Origin of the sequence: Streptomyces cellostaticus (genome assembly GCF_023630175.1) — a bacterium.
Taxonomy (GTDB): domain Bacteria; phylum Actinomycetota; class Actinomycetes; order Streptomycetales; family Streptomycetaceae; genus Streptomyces; species Streptomyces cellostaticus_A.
This window is the reverse complement of sequence record NZ_JALLIN010000034.1, coordinates 23,669-42,705: the sequence shown is the minus strand read 5'-3', so window position 1 is coordinate 42,705 and position 19,037 is coordinate 23,669. Positions and strand designations below refer to the sequence as shown.

Genomic DNA, 19,037 nt, shown 5'->3' with positions numbered 1-19,037 from the left:
CGGGCTTCCCTCCCGTAGTGTCGTGTTCACCGACGCGGGGTGGAGCAGCTCGGTAGCTCGCTGGGCTCATAACCCAGAGGTCGCAGGTTCAAATCCTGTCCCCGCTACTGAAGGCCGAGGGCCGGAATCCAGAGATGGGTTCCGGCCTTCGGTCGTTTCCGTCGTTCCGCCGTCCTCGCTTCCCGGGAGCGAGCGCGAAAAAGGAGAGGGGCCTCGGCCCCTCTCCTCACCTGCCCCGCGTCGCTCGGCCCCGCGTCAGATACCCGCGCAGTCCGGGCAGAGTCCCCGGTACGTCACCTCGACGTCCGACACCGTGAAGCCGAAGCGCTCGGCGTCGGGGAGGTCGGCGAGGGGATTGCCGGTGGGGTGCACGTCACGGATGGCTCCGCACCGGGCGCAGACCAGGTGGTGGTGCGGCCGGTGCGCGTTCGGGTCGTAGCGCTTGGCGCGCCGGTCCGTGGTGACCTCGATCACCTCGCCCAGGGTCACCAGTTCGCCCAGCGTGTTGTAGACGGTCGCCCGGGAGATCTCCGGCAGCTTCGTGACGGCCCGCGCATGGACCTCGTCGGCCGTCATGTGGACGTGCTCGCCGTCGAGAACCTCGGCCACCACGCGTCGTTGTGCGGTCATCCGCCATCCGCGTCCGCGCAGCCGTTCCAGTAGGTCGCTCATGGGAGCAGCCTAACAGCAAGAGGACCAGATCCCGAATGGGTGTGACTTTGGAACGGCATTTGACTTAGACAAAGTCCAACGTAGGATCGAAAACGACTTTGGCCAGTGGACAGGACTGGTCGGTGATGACGCAGGAGGCGTACGTGACGCAGGGACCGCTCACGACGGAGGCCGGGGCGCCGGTGGCCGACAACCAGAACAGCGAGACCGCGGGCGTCGGCGGCCCGGTGCTCGTGCAGGACCAGCTGCTCCTGGAGAAGCTGGCCCACTTCAACCGCGAGCGCATCCCGGAGCGCGTCGTGCACGCCCGGGGCGCGGGGGCGTACGGCACCTTCACGGTGACCGCCGACGTCACCCCGTACACGCGCGCCGCCTTCCTCTCCGGGATCGGCAAGGAGACGGAGACCTTCCTGCGCTTCTCGACCGTGGCGGGCAACCTGGGCGCGCCGGACGCGGTCCGTGACCCGCGCGGCTTCGCGCTGAAGTTCTACACCGAGGAGGGCAACTACGACCTCGTCGGCAACAACACGCCGGTGTTCTTCATCCGCGACGCGATCAAGTTCCCGGACTTCATCCACACCCAGAAGCGCGATCCCGGCACCGGTTCCACCGAGGCGGGACAACGTCTGGGACTTCTGGGGCCTGAGCCCGGAGAGCACCCACCAGGTCACCTGGCTGTTCGGCGACCGCGGCATCCCGGCGTCGTACCGGCACATGGACGGCTTCGGCTCGCACACCTACCAGTGGAGCAACGAGGCAGGCGAGGTCTTCTGGGTCAAGTACCACTTCAAGACCGACCAGGGCATCAGGAACCTCACCGCCGCCGAGGCCGAGGTCCTGGCGGGCAAGGACCCCGACTCCCACCAGCGCGACCTGCGGGAGGCGATCGAGCGCGGCGAGTTCCCGAGCTGGACCGTGGGCGTGCAGATCATGCCGGCCGCGGAGGCGCCGACGTACCGCCTCGACCCGTTCGACCTGACCAAGGTGTGGCCGCACGCGGACTACCCGGTCATGGAGATCGGCAGGCTGGAGCTGAACCGCAACCCGCGGAACGTCTTCGCCGAGGTCGAGCAGTCGATCTTCAGCCCCGCGCACTTCGTGCCCGGCATCGGCCCGTCCCCCGACAAGATGCTCCAGGGCCGCCTGTTCGCGTACGGGGACGCGCACCGCTACCGCGTCGGCGTCAACGCCGACCACCTCCCGGTGAACCGCCCGCACGCCGCCGAGGCGCGCACCCACTCCCGGGACGGCCGCCTCTACGACGGCCGGCACGGTGGCGCGAAGAACTACGAGCCGAACAGCTTCGGGGGTCCGGGGCAGACCGGCCGGCCGCTGTGGCGGCCGTTCGACGGCTTCAGCGCCGCCACCGGCAACCACCCGACGCCGTCGCACGCCGAGGACGACGACTTCGCGCAGGCGGGCGACCTCTACCGGCTGATGTCGGAGGAGGAGCGGGAGCGCCTGGTCGCCAACCTGGCCGGAGCGATCTCCCGGGTCTCGCGCGAGGAGATCGCCGAGCGGGCGATCGGCAACTTCCGCAACGCCGACGCCGGGTTCGGCGAGCGGCTGGCGGCCGCGGTGCGGGCGCTGCGCGGCTGAGCCGGGCCGGGCCGGCCGAGTCGTGCCGGCCGGCCGGGGCGCGGATCGGGGCGGGCCGGATCCCGGGGGTCCGGCCCGCCCCTGTGTGCTCAGAGCGCCGGTGCGGGCTCCCGGGCCGGGACCCAGCAGCGGATGATGTCGCGGACCGACACGATGCCGACGGGCTCGCCGCGGTCGACGACCACCAGGTGCCGGAAGCCGCCACGGGTCATGGCCCGGGCCGCCTCCTGGAGGGTCCAGGTCGGGGTGGCGAAGACGACGTCGGTGGTGGTGTGGGCGTGGGCGCGCTCGGTGTCGGGGCTCTGGCCGAGGCCGACGGAGTTGAGGATGTCGCGTTCGGTGAGGATGCCGACACCGCCGGCGTCGGGGTCGAGGACCACGGCGGCGCCGACGTGGCGGGCGGACATCAGGGCGGCTGCCTGACGCAGGGTGTGGGCGGGGCCGACGGTGAGGACCACCGTGCTCATGGCGTCTCGGACGAGCATGGGATGAGGCCACCTCCTAGGAATCCATGACGTTGTGCATGGATTCACAAATTCACAAGTGGGGGTCGACCTCAGAGTGCCCGGTAAAGACCGGGTCAACAAGAGGGCGCGCGCGGCCAGTTGAGGGCGTGCGCGGAACCCGCCGGGTGCTCAGGAGCGCCGGCGCCGGTCGAGGTGGTCCAGCAGCACGTCGTGCAGCAGGCCGTTGGAGGCCGCCGCGTTGCCGCTGTGCGGGCCCGGACGGCCGTCGAGCCCGGTGAAGGTGCCGCCGGCCTCGGTGACGATGATCGCGTTCGCCGCCATGTCCCACAGCGACAGCTCCGGCTCGGCACAGATGTCGACGGAGCCCTCCGCGACCATCATGTAGGGCCAGAAGTCGCCGTACGCGCGCGTGCGCCACACCTCGCGGGTCAGGTCGAGGAAGCCGTCCAGGCGGCCCTGCTCCTCCCAGCCGGAGAGTGAGGAGTACGCGAAGGACGCGTCCGCCGGCTCGCCGACCTGCGAGACGCGGATGCGGGACGCGGAGGTCAGACTGCGGCCGGTGAAGGCGCCGTGGCCCTTGGCGGCCCACCAGCGCCGGCCGAGCGCGGGGGCGGAGACGAGACCGACGACCGGGTGGTAGCCGCCCTCGCCCGCCTCCATCAGGGAGATGAGCGTGGCCCAGACCGGAACGCCCCGGACGTAGTTCTTGGTGCCGTCGATCGGGTCGATCACCCAGCGGCGGGGGCCCGTGCCCTCGACGCCGAACTCCTCCCCGAGGACCGCGTCCCGTGGCCGGGCGCGCTTGAGGTGGCCGCGGATCAGTTCCTCCGCCGCCTTGTCCGCCTCGCTCACCGGGGTCATGTCCGGCTTCGTCTCCACCTTCAGGTCGAGCGCCTTGAAACGGTCCATGGTGGTGGCGTCGGCCGCGTCCGCGAGTACGTGGGCGAGGCGGAGGTCGTCGAGGTAGTCCGGCATGCCTTGAACCGTATCCGCCCCGGACGCCGCGGGGCCAACAGGGGCCGGGGCCGGGAGGGGCCGCGCGGTGGCCCGCGCACCCTTGACAGGGTGTGGGAGCGCGTCAACCCTGGGCGCAGAGTCGTCCGCCCCAGGGAGGCGCTGATGCCTGCGGCCCGGGAATCCCTCTTGGACGCCGCCGCCACGGCGCTCGCGCGCCTGCCGTGGTCCGCGGTGCGGATGGTCGACGTGGCCGCGGCGGCCGGGGTGTCCCGGCAGACCCTGTACAACGAGTTCGGGAGCAAGGAAGGGCTGGCCAGGGCGCTGTTGCGGCGGGCGGCCGACGGCTACCTCGCCGGGGTGGAACGGGCCCTCGCCGCGCACACCGACCCGCGTGACCGGCTCGCCGCCGCCGCCGAGTGGACGGCGTCGGCGGCCCGGGACAGCGCGCTGGCGCGGGCCATGCTCACCGGGTGCTGGAGCGAACGCCTCCCGGCTCCGGCACTCGCCGCGGTGCGGTCCGGCTCCGTCGTCCCCGCGCAGCGCCGGGCGGACGGGCCGCTGCCCTCGCCCGGTGACCTCGTGCGGCTGGTGCGGGACCGGGCGGTGACCGCGCTGGCCGGACCCGCCGCGGCCACGGAGGACATCGCCGACCTGACCCGCACCTGTGAACTGGCCGTACGCCTCGCCCTGTCCTGCGTCGCGGCACCACCGGGGCAGGGCGGTGCGGCGGAGCTGGTGCGCGGCGTCCTGGTGCGGCACCCGATGTGACCCGCGGCCTCCGGGCCGGGCCGGCCCGCGGACGCGAGCCGAGGCCTCTCAGTGCGCCGAGCCCGACAACTGCAGGCCGATCACGCCGATGATGACCAGGGAGATCGAGACGATCTTCAGGGCCGACACCAGGTCGCCGAGGAAGACCATGCCGTAGATCGCGGTGCCGGCCGCGCCGATCCCGGTCCACACCGCGTACGCGGGGCCGACGTCGAGCTTCTTCAGGGACAGGGTCAGCAGGCCGAAGCTGCCCAGGGCGAAGGACGCGAAGGCGATCGTCGGCCACAGCCGGGTGAACCCGTGCGAGAGCTTGAGGCACACGGCGAAACCGGTCTCCAGAATCCCGGCCACTATGACCAGCAGCCACGCCATGTGCGGTCCTCCCGTAGGTCCGGATCTCCGGATCGGTGCGATTATGCACTTACCGAACGTGACCCGTGGCAAACCCCGCCGGGCTCAGTCACCCTCCTTGCGGTCCCGCGTGGCCAGCAGCCGACGCAGCGAGTACAGCCGCGCCGGGTCGGCGTGGCCCTCCTCGACGTACGCGTCCAGCGCGCAGTCCGGCTCGTCGTGGCTGCAGGCGCGCGGGCAGCCCTCGGTGCCCGGCTCCAGGTCCGGGAAGGCGTGGATCACCCGGGAGGGATCGATGTGCGCCAGACCGAAGGAGCGCACCCCCGGGGTGTCGATGACCCAGTCGGCCGCCCCGGTCAGGGGCAGCGCGAGGGCGGAGGTGGTGGTGTGGCGGCCGCGGCCCGTCACCGCGTTGACGTGGCCGGTCGAACGCCGCAGGTCCGCCGGGACGAGCGAGTTGACCAGGGTTGTCTTGCCCACGCCCGAGTGGCCCACGAACGCGGTGATCCGGCCGTCCAGGTACGCGCGCACCCGGTCCGCGGCGTCGTCGTTCTCCAGTTCCTCCCGGCTGGTGACGACGTACGGGATGTCGAGCGCGCCGTACAGCTCGAGCAGCTTGTCCGGCGGGGCCAGGTCGGACTTGGTCATCACCAGCAGCGGTTCCAGCCCGCCGTCGTAGGCCGCCACCAGGCAGCGGTCGATCAGGCGCGGACGCGGCTCGGGGTCGGCCAGTGCCGTGACGATCGCCAGTTGGTCGGCGTTGGCGACGACCACCCGCTCGTAGGGGTCGTCGTCGTCCGCGGTGCGGCGCAGCACCGAGGTGCGCTCCTCGATGCGGACGATGCGCGCGAGGGTGTCCTTCCTGCCGGACAGGTCGCCGACCAGGGCCACCCGGTCGCCCACGACGGCCGCCTTGCGGCCCAGCTCCCGGGCCTTCATCGCTGTCACGGTCCGGTCCCCGACCAGGCAGGTCAGCCGGCCCCGGTCGACGGTGAGGACCATGCCCTCCGCCGCGTCCTCGTGCTTGGGGCGGATGTTGGTACGCGGCCGGTTGCCCTTGCGGTTGGGGCGGCTGCGGATGTCGTCCTCGTCGGTGTGCTTGCCGTAGCGGCGCATGATCCCAGTCCGCCCGTCAGTTCCCCAGCATCCCGGTCCACAGTTCGGGGAAGTCCGGCAGGGTCTTCGCCGTCGTCGCCACGTTCTCGATCCGCACGCCCTCGACCGCCAGGCCGATGATCGCGCCGGCGGTGGCCATGCGGTGGTCCTCGTAGGTGTGGAACACGCCGCCGTGCAGCGGGCGCGGGCGGATGTGCAGGCCGTCGGCCGTCTCGGTGACGTCGCCGCCGAGTTCGTTGATCTCCTTGGTGAGCGCGGCCAGCCGGTCCGTCTCGTGCAGCCGCAGATGGGCCACGCCGCGCAGGGTCGAGGGGGAGTCGGCGAGCGCGGCGACCGCGGCGATGCCGGGGGTCAGCTCGCCGACGTCGCTCAGGTCGACGTCGATGCCGTGCACGGCGCCCGAGCCCGTGAACACCAGACCGAACTCGGTCAGGTCGCAGGAGCCGCCCATTTCGGTGAAGATCTCGCGCAGCCGGTCACCCGGCTGGGTGGTCCGCTCCGGCCAGTCCGGGATCAGCACCTTGCCGCCGGTGACCAGGGCCGCCGCCAGGAACGGCTGGGCGTTGGACAGGTCCGGCTCGACCGTCAGGTCCCGGCCCAGCAGCGCACCCGGCGTCACCCGCCACACGTTCGGCTCGCCGCCCGACTCCGGGGTGTCCACCTGGGCGCCGACCGCGCGCAGCATGTCCACGGTCATCCGGATGTGCGGCAGGGAGGGCAGCAGGGCCCCGGTGTGCCGGACCTCGACCCCCTGGTTGAAGCGCGGGCCGGACAGCAGCAGCGCCGAGACGAACTGGGACGACGACGAGGCGTCGACCGACACCGGGCCGCCGTCCAGCGCCCCGGCGCCGTGCACGGTCAGCGGCAGCGCGCCCCGGCCGTCGTCGTCGATCCGGGCACCGAGCACCCGCAGCGCGTCGATCACACCGTGGAGCGGGCGCTCGTACGACCGCGGGTCCCCGTCGAACCGGATCGGGCCGTCGGCCAGCGCGGCCACCGGCGGCAGGAAGCGCATCACCGTGCCGGCGTTGCCGACGTCGACCGTCGCCGGACCGTGCAGGCCGGTCGGCAGCACGCGCCAGGCCTCACCCGAGCCGTCCGGGCCGACCCCTTCCTCGATCTCCACGCCCATGGCCCGCAGGGCGCCGGCCATCAGCAGGGTGTCGCGGGAGCGCAGCGGGCGACGCAGCCATCCGGGCTCGGAGGCCAGGGCGGCGAGCACGAGGGCTCGGTTGGTCACCGACTTGGACCCGGGCACGTGGACCGTCGCGTCGACGGCTCCGCTCGCGTGCGGGGCGGGCCAGAGGGCGGGGTGGGCGGTGTTCGGGGCCATGGGGCCACTTTATAAGGAGGGCCCGGCGTCAACCTTCCAGCAGCCAGCGGCCCCCGCCGATCAGGGAGCACAGGGACACCGCGTGGAACAGGAACAGCCACAGTCCGGCCGGGACGTGCGTCAGGCGGGACAACTGGTCCGCGTCGGAGTCGCCCGCACCGCCCCGCATCCGCTTGGCCTGCAGCTCGAACGGCGGCCGCACCCCGCCGAGCAGCAGGAACCACACCACCGCGTACGCGAACGCCGCCTGCACCTGCGGCCCCGCCAGCCACGACACCAGCAGGAAGGCGCCGCCGGCCAGCACCACGGTCAGTACCCCGTAAGCGTTGCGGATCATCACCAGCATGACGACCAGCAGGGCGGTCGCCGCCCACAGCAGCAGGGTGATGCGGCCGGTGGCCAGCAGCGCGGCACCGCCCAGGCCCAGCAGCGAGGGCGCCGTGTACCCCGCCGCCGCCGTGAGGATCATGCCCAGTCCGTGGGGCTTGCCCCGGCTGACCGTGAGGCCGCTGGTGTCGGAGTGCAGGCGGATACCGGTGAGCCGGCGGCCGGTGAGCAGCGCCACCAGACCGTGGCCGCCCTCGTGCGCGATGGTGATGGCGTTGCGGGATATGCGCCACAGGGCGTGCGGCACGACGACGGCGAGTGCGGCGACCGCGGTGGCCAGCACCACCCACAGGTCGGGGTCCGGCTGGGTACCGGTGAGCCGGTCCCAGAGGCCGGCGGTGAGGCTTTCCATATGACCGAGTGGCTCCCTGTCCTCGTCCGGAGTCTGGCAGTGTGGCACGTATGTGCGGACGGTATGCATCCAGTCGTGGGCCCGAGGATCTCGCAGGAATCTTTGAGATCGAGAAGTGGGAGCCGGAGGAGACCCTGGCGCCGGACTACAACGTGGCTCCGACCAAGGAGGTCTACGCCGTCCTGGACCGTCCGCTGAAAGACGCCGCGAGCCCGCGTCCGGTTCGGCAGCTCCGCAGACTGAGATGGGGCCTGGTGCCCTCCTGGGCCAAGACGCCCGAGGGCGGCGCCCGGATGATCAACGCGCGCGCCGAGACCGTGCACGAGAAGCCCGCCTACCGCCGCGCCTTCGCCGCCCGGCGCTGCATCCTGCCCGCCGACGGCTACTACGAGTGGGTCACCGGCACCCAGGAGCGCGAGCTGGAGGTCGAGGGGAAGAAGAAGCGGCCGCGCAAGCAGCCGTACTTCGTGCTGCCCGCCGACGGCTCGGTCTTCGCGATGGCCGGCCTGTACGAGTTCTGGCGCGACCGGACCCTGCCCGACGACCACCCGCGCGCCTGGTGGGTCACCTGCTCGGTGATCACCACGGAGGCGGAGAAGACTCCGCTCGCCGTCGCCCCCGCCGAGGGACCGCACACCCTGGCCGACATCCACCCCCGTATGCCGCTTATGCTCACCCCGGACCGCTGGGACGCCTGGCTGGAGCCCTCCCGCACCGATCCGGAAGGCCTGCGCGAGCTGCTCGACCCGCCCCCGCACGGCCTGATGCGCGCCTACCCGGTCTCCACAGCCGTCAGCAACGTCCGCAACGGCGGCCCGGAGCTGCTGAAGGAGCTGGAGGCGCCGGAAGTCGGCACACTCTTCTGACGTGACCACCATGACCACACAGACCGTCCCGACGGACGCCGGCGACGCCCGGATCACCTGGCACCGGGCGCCCGGGGCCCGGCTCGTCCTCGCGGTGAGCCACGGCGCCGGAGGCGGCATCGAGGCCCGCGACCTCCAGGCGCTCGCCCGGGTGCTTCCCGGGCACGGGGTGACCGTGGCCCTCGTCGAGCAGCCCTGGCGGGTGGCCGGCAAGAGGCTCGCGCCCGCGCCCAAGACCCTGGACACCGGCTGGCGCGGCCTGTGGGCCGCGCTGGCGGCGCCGGGACTGCCCGTCGTCTCCGGCGGCCGCAGCGCGGGCGCCCGGGTCGCCTGCCGCACCGCCGCCGAGCTGGGCGCGCACGCCGTGCTCGCGCTGAGTTTCCCGCTGCACCCGCCGGGCAGGCCGGAGCGGTCCCGCGCCGCGGAACTGCTCGGCGCCGGGGTGCCCACCCTGGTCGTCCAGGGCGGGAACGACCCGTTCGGCAGGCCGGCGGAGTTTCCCGGGGGAGCCCACCGGCTGATCGAGGTGCCCGGCGGTGATCACGGGTTCGCCGTGTCCAGGCGCGCCGGGATCACCCAGGAGCGGGCGCTGGAGATCGTCACCGACGGTGTCGTGGAGTGGACCGGCTCACTCGGGTGACCGGGAATGCCCGGCGGCGGGCCGCTGTTGAGGTGGGCATAAGTGCTGAAGGATCAGCGCCGACGTTTGGGGAAAGGAAGTCCGCCGCATGGGTTCGACGTACTGCCCGAGCCGCAGCAGCCGTGCTGACCTGGACTGGACGGTGCTGCACGCGGCCAGGACCGCTCCTATTCGAGCGGCGGCGGGTGCGGGTGGTGTTCTATCCTCCGAAACAGGTGGGACCGGCCTCGGTCCCGTCCGGGAACTTGAGGAGGTGGGTCCGGTCACCGGTACCGACGCAGGGACCGACAACGGCCAGGCGGAGCAGCCCGAGGGCCAGGGCATGAGCGCGGACACGGAGACCGGCTCCGAGTCGACCGCGGAGCGCAGCGCGCGCTTCGAGCGGGACGCACTCGAGTTCCTCGACCAGATGTACTCGGCCGCCCTGCGCATGACGCGCAACCCGGCCGACGCCGAGGACCTGGTGCAGGAGACCTACGCCAAGGCGTACGGATCCTTCCACCAGTTCCGCGAGGGCACCAACCTCAAGGCGTGGCTGTACCGGATCCTGACCAACACGTTCATCAACTCGTACCGCAAGAAGCAGCGCGAACCCCAGCGCAGCGCGGCCGAGGAGATCGAGGACTGGCAGCTCGCCCGCGCCGAGTCGCACATGTCGACGGGTCTGCGCTCCGCCGAGTCGCAGGCGCTCGACCACCTGCCCGACTCGGACGTCAAGGAAGCGCTGCAGGCGATCCCCGAGGAGTTCCGCATCGCCGTCTACCTCGCGGACGTAGAGGGCTTTGCCTACAAGGAGATCGCGGACATCATGGGGACACCCATCGGTACGGTGATGTCCCGGCTGCACCGGGGCCGCCGTCAACTGCGCGGCATGCTGGAGGACTACGCCCGCGAGCGCGGACTGGTCCCGGCGGGCGCCGGAGAGTCGAACGAAGCGAAAGGCTCGGGCTCATGAGCTGCGGAGAGCCGCACGAGACGGACTGCAGTGAGGTCCTCGACCACCTCTACGAGTTCCTCGACAGCGAGATGCCGGACGTCGATCGCGACAAGTTCCAGCATCACTTCGAGGAGTGCTCCCCGTGCCTGGAGAAGTACGGCCTGGAGCAGGCCGTGAAGAAGCTCGTCAAGCGGTGCTGCGGCCATGACGACGTGCCGGCCGACCTGCGCGCCAAGGTCATGGGGCGGATCGACCTGATCCGCTCCGGGCAGAGCGTCCCCGAGCACGACGTCACCAGGACGCCGACCGGACCGGCGACACCGCAGGAGTCCTGACCCGCGCCCTCCGGCGTGAAGCCTGTGTCACCCGAACGTGCTAATCATCGGGTCATGGGACCCCGGACCCCCCTGATCCCGCCCTAGGCTCCGAGGCTGCACCGGCTCGGGGGAGGGCGCGATGGAGGCGACGGTCCCGGCGAGAGCGCAAGGCTACGTGGCCTGTGTCGCCCTGCTCGCCGCGCTCTGTGTCCTGCCCCCGGACGCCACCCGCACGCCCTGGTGGGCGCCTGCCCTGCTCGCCGCGCTGAACGCGGCCTGTGAGCACGTCGTACGGCGCCGATCCGGCGGGACGTTCTACCCCGTGCTGCTGGCCGGCGCCTTCCTGCTGCCGCCGTCCGCCGCCGCGTTGGTCCCGCTGCCGGCCGCCCTGCTCGTCCACGTCGAGCACCGGCCGGTCCTGCTCCGGCGCGTCTGGCGGGCCGCCCAGCCCGCCCTCGCCGTGTGGGCCGCGGGCCGGGTCCACGGGGCGCTCGGCGGCCGGGACGCCGTCGCGGCCCACGCCTTCCCCTACGCCCTGGTGCCCGCGGGGGCGGCCGTGCTCGCCTTCTGCCTGGTGCTCACCGCGCTCGACGGCGGCCTCCGCGCCGCGGGCGTGGGGATACCGCCCACACCTTTCGGGCAGTGGGAGAGGATGCCGGCGCACAGGGCCTGGCGCGGGCTGCTGTCCCGCTCGCTGGCGCCGGTCGCGGTGCACGGCCTCGCCGGGCTGATGATGGCCGTGCTGTGGCGCAGCCGGTACGGCCCCGTCTCCGCGCTGCTCGTCCTGCTGCCGATGGGCGTGTCCTGCTGGGTCTTCGCCCAGTACCACCGGGAGCGGGCCGCCCACCAGGCCACCATCCGCGCCCTGGTGCAGGCCGTCGACATCAAGGACGGCTACACCCGCGGCCACAGCGAGCGGGTCGGCCGGGCCTCGGTGCTGATCGCCCACGAACTCGGCCTGGACGACGAGCGCGTCGAGGTGCTGCGCTTCGCCGGGATCCTGCACGACGTCGGCAAACTCGGCGTCCCCACCCGGCTGCTGCGCAAGGACGGTCCGCTGACCCCCGAGGAGCGGCGGATCATCGAGCTGCACCCCGAGTACGGCCACGAGATGGTCCGCGGGATCTCCTTCCTCGGCGAGGCGCGCGCGGCGATCCTGCACCACCACGAGCGGCTCGACGGCAGCGGATACCCCTACGGGCTGGCGGGCGGTCAGATCCCCGAGTGCGCCCGGGTGGTCGCCGTCGCCGACGCCTTCGACGCGATGACCTCCACCCGGTCCTACAGCAGGGCCCGCCCGGTGGAGGTGGCGGTCGAGGAGCTGGAGCGCTGCGCGGGCACCCACTTCGACCCGCGCATGGTCGCGGCACTCGTCCGGGCGCTGGGCCGGCACGGCTGGCACCCGGGCGTCACCGCCGACGACGCCCCGCACACGGTCCCGGCCCAGCAGCCGGCCGCCGGGCGCCGCAGCGGGGCACACCGGTGACCGCCCTCCGGCTCATCCACGCCTGCGCCGCCCTCACCGCAGCCGCGAGCCTCGCGCTCACCCTGTGGCGCGGCGTCGACGACCCGGGCGTCGCCTTCGCCTTCGGTGTGCTCATCGCGGTCGGCGAGCTGACCCGGTGGTCCGGCACCGGGGCGCGCCGGACCGCGCCGCTGGGCACCGCCGGGTCGCTGTCGTACGCCCTGCTGGGGCCCGACGCCGGGCACCCCACCGGACACAGCGCGGCGCAGGTCGTCACCGTCGTCCTCGCCGCCTCCCTGCTCGGCGGCGTCCCGCACATCTGGTGCGGCCGCACCGCCACCGCCGACCACCTCGCCCGCCGCGTCCTCACCGCCGGATTCGCCGCCGTCTGCTTCCAACCCCTCTACAACAGGGGCGCCTTCCGCGGCTGGGACGGTCCCGCCTACGCCCTGCTGCTCGTCGCGCTGCTCGTCCTCACCGCGCTCTGCGACGCCGTCCTCGCCGCCGCCCTCGCCCACTGCCGCACCCGCTGGCGCTTCGGCCCGCTGCTGCGCGACGAGCTGCGCGGACTGCTCGGCATCGGCTTCGCCGTGTGCGCGACCGGCGCCGTGATGGCGCTCGCGGTCGCCGTCGCCGGGCTGTGGGCGCTGCCCGTGTTCTGCCTGCCGCTGCTGCTCACCCAGCTCTCGGTCCGCCGCTACGCCGCCGTGCGGGCCACCTACCGGCAGACCATCGCCTCCCTGGCCCGGGCCACCGAGGTGGCGGGGTGCACCCCCGCGGGGCACGCCCGCCGGGTCGCCGCGCTCAGCCGCGCCGTCGGCCGCGACCTGGGCCTGTCCCGGCCGGAGCTGACCGTGCTGGAGTACGCGGCGCTGATGCACGACATCGGCCAGCTCAGCCTGGTCGACCCGGTCCCGGCCGGAGCCACCGCCGTACTGCCCCGCGAGGACCAGCGGCGCATCGCGCTGCTCGGCGGTGCCGTCGTGCGGCAGACCGGGGTGGACGCCGAGGTCGCCACGGTCGTGGAGCGGCAGGCCGACCCCTACCCGGAGCAGCCGCTCGCGGCCCGGATCGTCCGGGCCGTGAACGCCTACGAGGAGAAGGCCCGCGACGCCGGACCCGAGGGGCCGCTCATGGCACTGGAGGAGCTGCGCCTGGCCACCGCGGGGGATTACGCTCCCGAGGTTGTGGAATCCCTTGCCCGGGTACTCTCCCAGGCGCTGTCCGACCCTGCGGGTGATGGGGTAACCCATGGGTAATGAGCGCCTTTGAGGCCGTACGTGGTTGGATGCGAGGGAGAGGGTGTCCGGGGGCACAAGCCAGCCCACTGTGCGGAAATGGAACTGGCAGGCGGGAATCGTGAGGATCTTCGGAAAGGGACGGCACCGGCCCTCCGCCTCCTGGCGGCAGGCCACCGACCGGGCGTTCACGCTCATCGGCGACGGTCGGTACGAGGACGCGGGCGAGCTGCTGACACGCGCCGCCGACCTGGAACCCTGGCTTGCGGAGTCCTGGTTCAACCTCGCGCTGCTGCACAAGTTCCGGCACGACTGGGAGCAGGCCCGCGCCGCCGGTCTGCGGGCGGTGGCGCTGCTGGACCGGGAGACCGGCGCCCCCGACTGGTGGAACGTCGGCATCGCGGCGACCGCCCTGCAGGACTGGCCGCTGGCCCGCCGCGCCTGGCAGGCCTACGGGCTGCGGGTGCCCGGAGGCGCCACCGCCGCGGGCGAACCGCTCGGCATGGATCTGGGCAGCGCGGCCGTACGGCTCTCCCCGGAGGGCGAGGCCGAGGTGGTGTGGGGCCGCAGGCTGGACCCGGCGCGGATCGAGGTGCTGTCCATTCCGCTGCCCTCGTCCGGGCGGCGCTGGGGGGAGGTCGTGCTGCACGACGGCGTCCCGCACGGCGAGCGCACCACGTCCGCCGGTCACTCCTTCCCGGTGTTCGACGAGATCGAGCTGTGGGCGCCCTCGCCCGTGCCCACCTGGGTGGTGCTGCTGGAGGCGGCCACGGAGGCGGACCGGGACGCGCTGGAACAGCTCGCGGCGGAGGCCGGGTTCGCCGCGGAGGACTGGTCCTCCTCGGTGCGGCTGCTGTGCCGGATGTGCTCGGAGTCGCGGATGCCGTCGGACGAGGGAGACGGTGTGCACCTGGACCCCCACGACCACAGTGAACCCGGTCACCCCGGACCGCTCGGGCACCGCACCGACGGGCAGCTCTGGGTGCCGGAGCGGGAGTGCGGGGTCGCCGCTCCGGCGCCGCTGGTGCGGGGGCTGCTCGACGGGTGGGTCGCGGACAGCCCGGACTCCAGGGACTGGCGCGATCTCGAAGAGGTTTGCTGACCACCGGTGACCGGCCACGTTTAGGCTGTATCCGAGATTTCCAAGGCTTGCAGGAAGGCATACGTCGGTCATGGCGCAGCAGGACACCGATCAGCAGCACGCGGGCGTGCTCCCCGTCGACGACGAGGGCTACGTCGTCGACACGGGGGACTGCGAGGAGCGCGAGGGGACCTGGCGTGAGCGGGGCACCTCGCGGCCGATCACGGTCGTCGGCAACCCGGTCCTGCACAAGGAGTGCGAGGACGTCACCGAGTTCGGGGCGGAGCTGGACCGGCTCGTCGCCGACATGTTCGCCAGCCAGCGCACCGCCGAGGGCGTGGGCCTGGCCGCCAACCAGATCGGCGTCGACCTGAAGGTCTTCGTGTACGACTGCCCGGACGACGAGGGCGTCCGGCACGTCGGCGTGGTGTGCAACCCGAAGCTGGTGGACCTGCCCGCCGACCGGCGCAGGCTGGACGACAGCAACGAGGGCTGCCTGTCCGTGCCCACGGCGTACGCGCCGCTCGCACGTCCCGACTACGCCGAGGTGACCGGCCAGGACGAGAAGGGCAACCCGATCAAGGTCCGCGGCACCGGCTACTTCGCACGCTGTTTGCAGCACGAGACCGATCACCTCTACGGCTACCTCTACATCGACCGCCTGTCGAAGCGGGACCGCAAGGACGCGCTGCGGCAGATGGCCGAGAACGAGCCACGCTATCCCGTGGTCGCCAACGGCTGAGCCGCCCGGCCGGAACCGCGGCCACCGCTCAGAGCAGCGACGACGTCCGTCACGACGCCCGTCCGGGACCAGTCCCGGACGGGCGTCGTTCATTTGTTCGTCACACGAATCCCGGCAATCTGGGGTGGTGATTGGAGCAAATCCGTTCCCTCCACGGTCAGTTGTGGTGCTGAATGGGATGTGCGGGGATACGCAACGGCGCACGCCCGGTACGACAAGGAGGGGCGTGGCCGCCCGGCGGCTGAGAGGGGACAGTTCGTGCACGCTTTCTCACACGGCACCACATCGACGACCCCGGTGGCGGTACCGCCGTCTCTCGCACTTCCGGTGATCGAGGACTCCTTTCCGCGACAACTCCACCCGTATTGGCCAAAGCTTCAGGAGAAGACCCGGCAGTGGCTGCTCGAAAAGCGGCTCATGCCGGCGGACAAGGTGCGGGAATATGCCGACGGACTGTGCTACACCGACCTCATGGCGGGGTACTACACCGACGCCTCCGACGAGGTCCTGCAGGCCATCGCCGACTACAGCGCCTGGTTCTTCGTCTGGGACGACCGCCACGACCGGGACATCGTCCATGGCCGGTCCGCCGACTGGCGCCGCCTGCGGCGCCGACTGCACGAGGCCCTCGACGCGCCCCGGCAGCACCTGGACCACCCCGACCCGGTGGTGGCGGGGCTCGCGGACAGCGTGCTGCGGCTCTTCTCGTTCCTGCCGCACACCTGGAACCAGCGGTTCGCCCGGCACTTCCACTCGGTGATCGACGCCTACGACCGCGAGTTCCACAACCGCGCCCGGGCCTACGTCCCGCAGGTCGAGGAGTATCTGGCGCTGCGCCGCCTCACCTTCGCGCACTGGATATGGACGGATCTTTTGGAGCCGAGCGCCGGACGTGAACTCCCGGACGCCGTGAGGAAGAATCCGTCCTATCGCCGTCCGGCGCTGCTGAGTCAGGAATTCGCCGCCTGGTACAACGACCTCTGTTCGCTGCCCAAGGAAATCGCGGGTGACGAGGTGCACAATCTCGGAATCAGCCTCGTGACACATCGGGGGCTGGCACTCGAGGAGGCGGTCGAGGAAATAAGGCGGCGCGTCGAGGAGTGCGTCGACGAATTCATCGGCGCGGAACGCGAGGCGCTGCGGTTCGCCGACGAACTCGCCGACGACGGCACGGTCTCCGGAAAGGAGATCGGCGCCGCCGTCCGCGCCTGTGTCGGCAATATGCGCAACTGGTTCAGCTCCGTCTACTGGTTCCACCACGAGTCGGGCCGGTACATGGTCGACAGCTGGGAGGACCGGTCCACGCCCCCGTACGTCAACAACGAAGCGGCAGGTGAGAAATGACCGTCGAGTCCGTGAAGCCCCAGACCGCCCGGACGGCGGAACCGCGCGAGGCCCCCCTGGCCGGCGGCGCCGTCCCGGTCCTCGGTCACGGCCTGAAACTGGTCCGCGACCCGCTCGCCTTCATGTCCGGGCTGCGCGCGCACGGTGACGTGGTGCGCCTGAAGCTCGGCCCCAAGACGGTGTACGCCGTCACCACCCCCGAGCTCACCGGCGCGCTGGCGCTCAGCACCGACTACCGGATCGACGGGCCGCTGTGGGAGTCCCTGGAGGGCCTGCTCGGCAAGGAGGGCGTGGCCACCGCCAACGGCCCCCGCCACCGGCGCCAGCGGCGCACCATCCAGCCCGCGTTCCGGCTCGACGCGATCCCCGCGTACGGGCCGGTCATGGAGGAGGAGGCGCACGCGCTGACCGAGCGCTGGCGGCCCGGCGACACCGTCGACTGCACCGCGGAGTCCTTCCGGGTCGCGGTGCGCGTCGCCGCCCGCTGCCTGCTCCGCGGGGAGTTCATGGACGAGCGCGCCGAGCGGCTGAGCGCTGACCTCGCCACCGTCTTCCGCGGTATGTACCGCAGGATGGTCGTCCCGCTCGGACCGCTGTACCGGCTGCCGTTCCCGGCCAACCGTGAATTCAACCGGGCATTGGCCGATTTGCATCTCCTGGTCGACGAGATCGTCGCCGAGCGGAGGGCATCTGGTCAAAAGCCGGACGATTTGCTGACGGCATTGCTGGAGGCGAGGGACGACAATGGCGAGCCCATCGGGGAACAGGAGATCCACGACCAGGTGGTGGCGATAGTCACCCCGGGCAGCGAAACAGTCGCCTCCACGATCATGTGGCTGCTCCAGGTGCTCGCGGAACATCCGGAACACGCGGAGAAGGTGCGCGCCGAGGTCGAATCCGTGACCGGGGGCCGACCCGTCGGATTCGAGCACGTCCGCCGGCTCACGCACACCAACAATGTCGTCGTCGAGGCCATGCGGCTGCGGCCGGCCGTATGGATTCTGACCCGGCGCGCGGTCACCGACACCACACTTGGCGGCTTTTCGATTCCGGCGGGGGCGGACATCGTCTACAGCCCGTACGCCATCCAGCGCGACGCCCTCTCCTACGGCGGCCACCTCGCCTTCGACCCCGACCGCTGGCTGCCCGAGCGGGCCAAGGAGGTGCCGAAGTACGCGATGAGCCCCTTCAGCGTCGGCAACCGCAAGTGCCCCAGCGACCACTTCTCCATGGCCCAGCTCACCCTGATCGCCGCGGCGATCTCCGCGAAGTACCGCTTCGAGCAGGTCGGCGGGTCGGACGACACCACCCGGGTGGGCATCACGCTCCGGCCGCAGAAGCTGCTGCTGAAGCCGGTGCCCTGGTAGGCCGTCCGGGCCGGCGGGCTCAGGCGGCCTCGGGGCCGCGGAACGCGCGCCGGTAGGCGTGGGGAGTCGTGCCGAGGGCGCGGACGAACTGGTGGCGCAGCGCCGCCGCCGTACCGAAGCCGGTGCGGGAGGCGACGGCGTCCATGGTCTCGTCCGTGCCCTCCAGGAGCTCCTGCGCCAGCAGCACCCGCTGGCGCAGGAGCCAGCGGTAGGGGGTGGTCCCCGTCTCCTGCTGGAAGCGGCGGGCGAAGGTGCGCGGGGCCATGTGGGCGCGGGCGGCGAGCTGCTCGACGGTCACCTCCTGGCCGAGGTGCCCCTCCATCCACACCAGCACCTCGCCGACCGTGTCGCACCGGGTCGCGGGCAGCGGCCGCTCGATGTACTGGGCCTGTCCGCCGTCCCGGTGCGGGGGCACCACCATCCGCCGGGCGATCTTCTTCGCGACCTCGGGGCCCTGCTCCTTGCGCACGAGGTGCAGGCAGGCGTCGATACCGGCCGCGGTGCCGGCGGAGGTGATCACCGGGTCCTCGTCGACGTAGAGGACGTCCGGTTCGATGACCGCCCGCGGGTTGCGCAGAGCCAGCTCCCCGGCGTGCCGCCAGTGCACGCTGCACCGCCGTCCGTCGAGCAGCCCGGCGGCGCCGAGCACGAACACCCCCGAGCACACGCTGAGCACCCGCCCGCCCCGCTCCACGGCCCTCACGAGGGCGTCGAGCAGGGCGGGCGGATACGCACGGGTCACGTACTCGCTCCCGGCCGGCACCGCGATCAGGTCGGCCTCCTCGAGCCTTTCCAGGCCGTAGGGCGTCGACACGGTGAGTCCGCCGACATGGGTGCTCAGCGCCGGGCCCTCCGCCGAGACCACGGCGAAGTCGTACACCGGCAGCCCCTCGTCACTGCGGTCGATGCCGAACACCTCGCACACCACCCCCAGCTCGAAGGGGTGCACGCCGTCCAGCAGTACCGCCGCCACGTTCCTCAGCATGCTGCCAGTGTGCCCCGAAGGTGGCAGTAAATCGAGGGTGTGCGGCAGTCCTG

The 19,037-nt window shown here is 72.2% G+C and carries 19 protein-coding genes, 1 tRNA gene and 1 pseudogene; 13 read left to right on the top strand and 8 right to left on the bottom strand.

Annotation, left to right across the window (positions count from 1 at the left end; genetic code table 11):
- Positions 1-33: 33 nt before the first annotated feature.
- Positions 34-107: transfer RNA gene (locus MXD57_RS21660), tRNA-Met, on the top strand.
- 148 nt (positions 108-255) lie between these two features.
- Here MXD57_RS21660 and MXD57_RS21655 read toward each other — a convergent pair.
- Entirely contained in the window at positions 256-672 is a 417-nt protein-coding gene (locus MXD57_RS21655; RefSeq protein WP_250403405.1) for a Fur family transcriptional regulator, read from the bottom strand.
- A gap of 143 nt (positions 673-815) precedes the next feature.
- On the opposite strand from MXD57_RS21655, the pseudogene MXD57_RS21650 reads away from it, so the two are divergent.
- Positions 816-2,271: pseudogene (locus MXD57_RS21650) on the top strand (catalase).
- Positions 2,272-2,360: 89 nt separating this feature from the next.
- On the opposite strand, the gene MXD57_RS21645 reads toward MXD57_RS21650, so the two are convergent.
- Entirely contained in the window at positions 2,361-2,756 is a 396-nt protein-coding gene (locus MXD57_RS21645) for a CBS domain-containing protein (protein WP_250403404.1), read from the bottom strand.
- A gap of 150 nt (positions 2,757-2,906) precedes the next feature.
- Positions 2,907-3,713 carry a histidinol-phosphatase gene (gene hisN / locus MXD57_RS21640; protein ID WP_250403403.1) on the bottom strand — a complete coding sequence of 269 codons (807 nt, stop codon included), beginning with the start codon at positions 3,711-3,713 and terminating at the stop codon, positions 2,907-2,909.
- Between the two features lie 144 nt (positions 3,714-3,857).
- Between hisN and MXD57_RS21635 the strand changes: the two genes are divergently transcribed.
- Positions 3,858-4,463 carry a TetR/AcrR family transcriptional regulator gene (locus MXD57_RS21635; protein ID WP_250403402.1) on the top strand — a complete coding sequence of 202 codons (606 nt, stop codon included), beginning with the start codon at positions 3,858-3,860 and terminating at the stop codon, positions 4,461-4,463.
- A gap of 48 nt (positions 4,464-4,511) precedes the next feature.
- Here the strand turns inward: MXD57_RS21635 and MXD57_RS21630 are convergent, their stop codons facing one another.
- The 4 genes from MXD57_RS21630 to MXD57_RS21615 all read right to left on the bottom strand — a co-directional run bounded on the left by MXD57_RS21630 (position 4,512) and on the right by MXD57_RS21615 (position 8,002).
- Positions 4,512-4,835 (bottom strand): DMT family transporter, encoded by a 324-nt coding sequence (locus MXD57_RS21630; RefSeq protein ID WP_250403401.1) that lies wholly within the window; start codon positions 4,833-4,835, stop codon positions 4,512-4,514.
- Between the two features lie 84 nt (positions 4,836-4,919).
- On the bottom strand, positions 4,920-5,930 hold the full coding sequence (gene rsgA / locus MXD57_RS21625) for a ribosome small subunit-dependent GTPase A (protein WP_250403400.1): 1,011 nt from the start codon (positions 5,928-5,930) through the stop codon (positions 4,920-4,922).
- Positions 5,931-5,946: 16 nt separating this feature from the next.
- Positions 5,947-7,263, bottom strand: coding sequence for a 3-phosphoshikimate 1-carboxyvinyltransferase (aroA, locus tag MXD57_RS21620; protein WP_250403399.1), 1,317 nt, complete (start codon positions 7,261-7,263; stop codon positions 5,947-5,949).
- Positions 7,264-7,291: 28 nt separating this feature from the next.
- Positions 7,292-8,002, bottom strand: a complete 711-nt coding sequence (locus tag MXD57_RS21615) for a M50 family metallopeptidase (protein WP_250403398.1) — start codon at positions 8,000-8,002, stop codon at positions 7,292-7,294.
- A 50-nt stretch (positions 8,003-8,052) separates the two neighbouring features.
- On the opposite strand from MXD57_RS21615, the gene MXD57_RS21610 reads away from it, so the two are divergent.
- The 10 genes from MXD57_RS21610 (at position 8,053) to MXD57_RS21565 (ending at position 17,999) form a co-directional block, all read left to right on the top strand.
- Positions 8,053-8,868 carry an SOS response-associated peptidase gene (locus MXD57_RS21610; protein ID WP_250403397.1) on the top strand — a complete coding sequence of 272 codons (816 nt, stop codon included), beginning with the start codon at positions 8,053-8,055 and terminating at the stop codon, positions 8,866-8,868.
- A 10-nt stretch (positions 8,869-8,878) separates the two neighbouring features.
- Entirely contained in the window at positions 8,879-9,508 is a 630-nt protein-coding gene (locus MXD57_RS21605) for an alpha/beta hydrolase family protein (protein WP_250403435.1), read from the top strand.
- A gap of 253 nt (positions 9,509-9,761) precedes the next feature.
- Positions 9,762-10,463 (top strand): RNA polymerase sigma factor SigR, encoded by a 702-nt coding sequence (sigR, locus tag MXD57_RS21600; protein WP_250403396.1) that lies wholly within the window; start codon positions 9,762-9,764, stop codon positions 10,461-10,463.
- On the top strand, positions 10,460-10,780 hold the full coding sequence (gene rsrA / locus MXD57_RS21595) for a mycothiol system anti-sigma-R factor (protein ID WP_250403395.1): 321 nt from the start codon (positions 10,460-10,462) through the stop codon (positions 10,778-10,780). Before sigR ends, rsrA begins: the two co-directional genes overlap by 4 nt.
- Positions 10,781-10,901: 121 nt before the next feature.
- Positions 10,902-12,248, top strand: a complete 1,347-nt coding sequence (locus MXD57_RS21590; RefSeq protein ID WP_250403394.1) for an HD-GYP domain-containing protein — start codon at positions 10,902-10,904, stop codon at positions 12,246-12,248.
- Positions 12,245-13,486, top strand: coding sequence for an HD-GYP domain-containing protein (locus MXD57_RS21585; RefSeq protein ID WP_250403393.1), 1,242 nt, complete (start codon positions 12,245-12,247; stop codon positions 13,484-13,486). Before MXD57_RS21590 ends, MXD57_RS21585 begins: the two co-directional genes overlap by 4 nt.
- Before the next feature lie 100 nt (positions 13,487-13,586).
- Complete coding sequence (locus MXD57_RS21580; protein WP_250403392.1) at positions 13,587-14,567, top strand: hypothetical protein; 981 nt, start codon at positions 13,587-13,589, stop codon at positions 14,565-14,567.
- Between the two features lie 70 nt (positions 14,568-14,637).
- Positions 14,638-15,288, top strand: coding sequence for a peptide deformylase (gene def / locus MXD57_RS21575; RefSeq protein WP_250403391.1), 651 nt, complete (start codon positions 14,638-14,640; stop codon positions 15,286-15,288).
- Positions 15,289-15,546: 258 nt separating this feature from the next.
- Positions 15,547-16,632, top strand: a complete 1,086-nt coding sequence (gene cyc1 / locus MXD57_RS21570) for an epi-isozizaene synthase (protein ID WP_250403390.1) — start codon at positions 15,547-15,549, stop codon at positions 16,630-16,632.
- Positions 16,629-17,999, top strand: coding sequence for a bifunctional albaflavenone monooxygenase/terpene synthase (locus tag MXD57_RS21565; RefSeq protein ID WP_250403389.1), 1,371 nt, complete (start codon positions 16,629-16,631; stop codon positions 17,997-17,999). Before cyc1 ends, MXD57_RS21565 begins: the two co-directional genes overlap by 4 nt.
- A 19-nt stretch (positions 18,000-18,018) precedes the next feature.
- Here the strand turns inward: MXD57_RS21565 and MXD57_RS21560 are convergent, their stop codons facing one another.
- The gene (locus tag MXD57_RS21560) at positions 18,019-18,984 is read right to left on the bottom strand and encodes a helix-turn-helix domain-containing protein (RefSeq protein WP_250403388.1); all 966 of its coding nucleotides are present in this window, start codon (positions 18,982-18,984) and stop codon (positions 18,019-18,021) included.
- Positions 18,985-19,037 lie beyond the last annotated feature (53 nt).

What these genes read in the sequence shown, in the direction of transcription:
- aroA (WP_250403399.1), bottom strand. Translation starts at nt 7,263, where the DNA reads ATGGCCCCGAACACCGCCCACCCCGCCCTCTGGCCCGCCCCGCACGCG.
- MXD57_RS21565 (WP_250403389.1), top strand. Translation starts at nt 16,629, where the DNA reads ATGACCGTCGAGTCCGTGAAGCCCCAGACCGCCCGGACGGCGGAACCG.
- hisN (WP_250403403.1), bottom strand. Translation starts at nt 3,713, where the DNA reads ATGCCGGACTACCTCGACGACCTCCGCCTCGCCCACGTACTCGCGGAC.
- MXD57_RS21645 (WP_250403404.1), bottom strand. Translation starts at nt 2,756, where the DNA reads ATGCTCGTCCGAGACGCCATGAGCACGGTGGTCCTCACCGTCGGCCCC.
- MXD57_RS21635 (WP_250403402.1), top strand. Translation starts at nt 3,858, where the DNA reads ATGCCTGCGGCCCGGGAATCCCTCTTGGACGCCGCCGCCACGGCGCTC.
- MXD57_RS21630 (WP_250403401.1), bottom strand. Translation starts at nt 4,835, where the DNA reads ATGGCGTGGCTGCTGGTCATAGTGGCCGGGATTCTGGAGACCGGTTTC.
- rsgA (WP_250403400.1), bottom strand. Translation starts at nt 5,930, where the DNA reads ATGCGCCGCTACGGCAAGCACACCGACGAGGACGACATCCGCAGCCGC.
- MXD57_RS21655 (WP_250403405.1), bottom strand. Translation starts at nt 672, where the DNA reads ATGAGCGACCTACTGGAACGGCTGCGCGGACGCGGATGGCGGATGACC.
- MXD57_RS21610 (WP_250403397.1), top strand. Translation starts at nt 8,053, where the DNA reads ATGTGCGGACGGTATGCATCCAGTCGTGGGCCCGAGGATCTCGCAGGA.
- rsrA (WP_250403395.1), top strand. Translation starts at nt 10,460, where the DNA reads ATGAGCTGCGGAGAGCCGCACGAGACGGACTGCAGTGAGGTCCTCGAC.
- MXD57_RS21560 (WP_250403388.1), bottom strand. Translation starts at nt 18,984, where the DNA reads ATGCTGAGGAACGTGGCGGCGGTACTGCTGGACGGCGTGCACCCCTTC.
- MXD57_RS21615 (WP_250403398.1), bottom strand. Translation starts at nt 8,002, where the DNA reads ATGGAAAGCCTCACCGCCGGCCTCTGGGACCGGCTCACCGGTACCCAG.
- def (WP_250403391.1), top strand. Translation starts at nt 14,638, where the DNA reads ATGGCGCAGCAGGACACCGATCAGCAGCACGCGGGCGTGCTCCCCGTC.
- MXD57_RS21590 (WP_250403394.1), top strand. Translation starts at nt 10,902, where the DNA reads ATGGAGGCGACGGTCCCGGCGAGAGCGCAAGGCTACGTGGCCTGTGTC.
- MXD57_RS21605 (WP_250403435.1), top strand. Translation starts at nt 8,879, where the DNA reads ATGACCACACAGACCGTCCCGACGGACGCCGGCGACGCCCGGATCACC.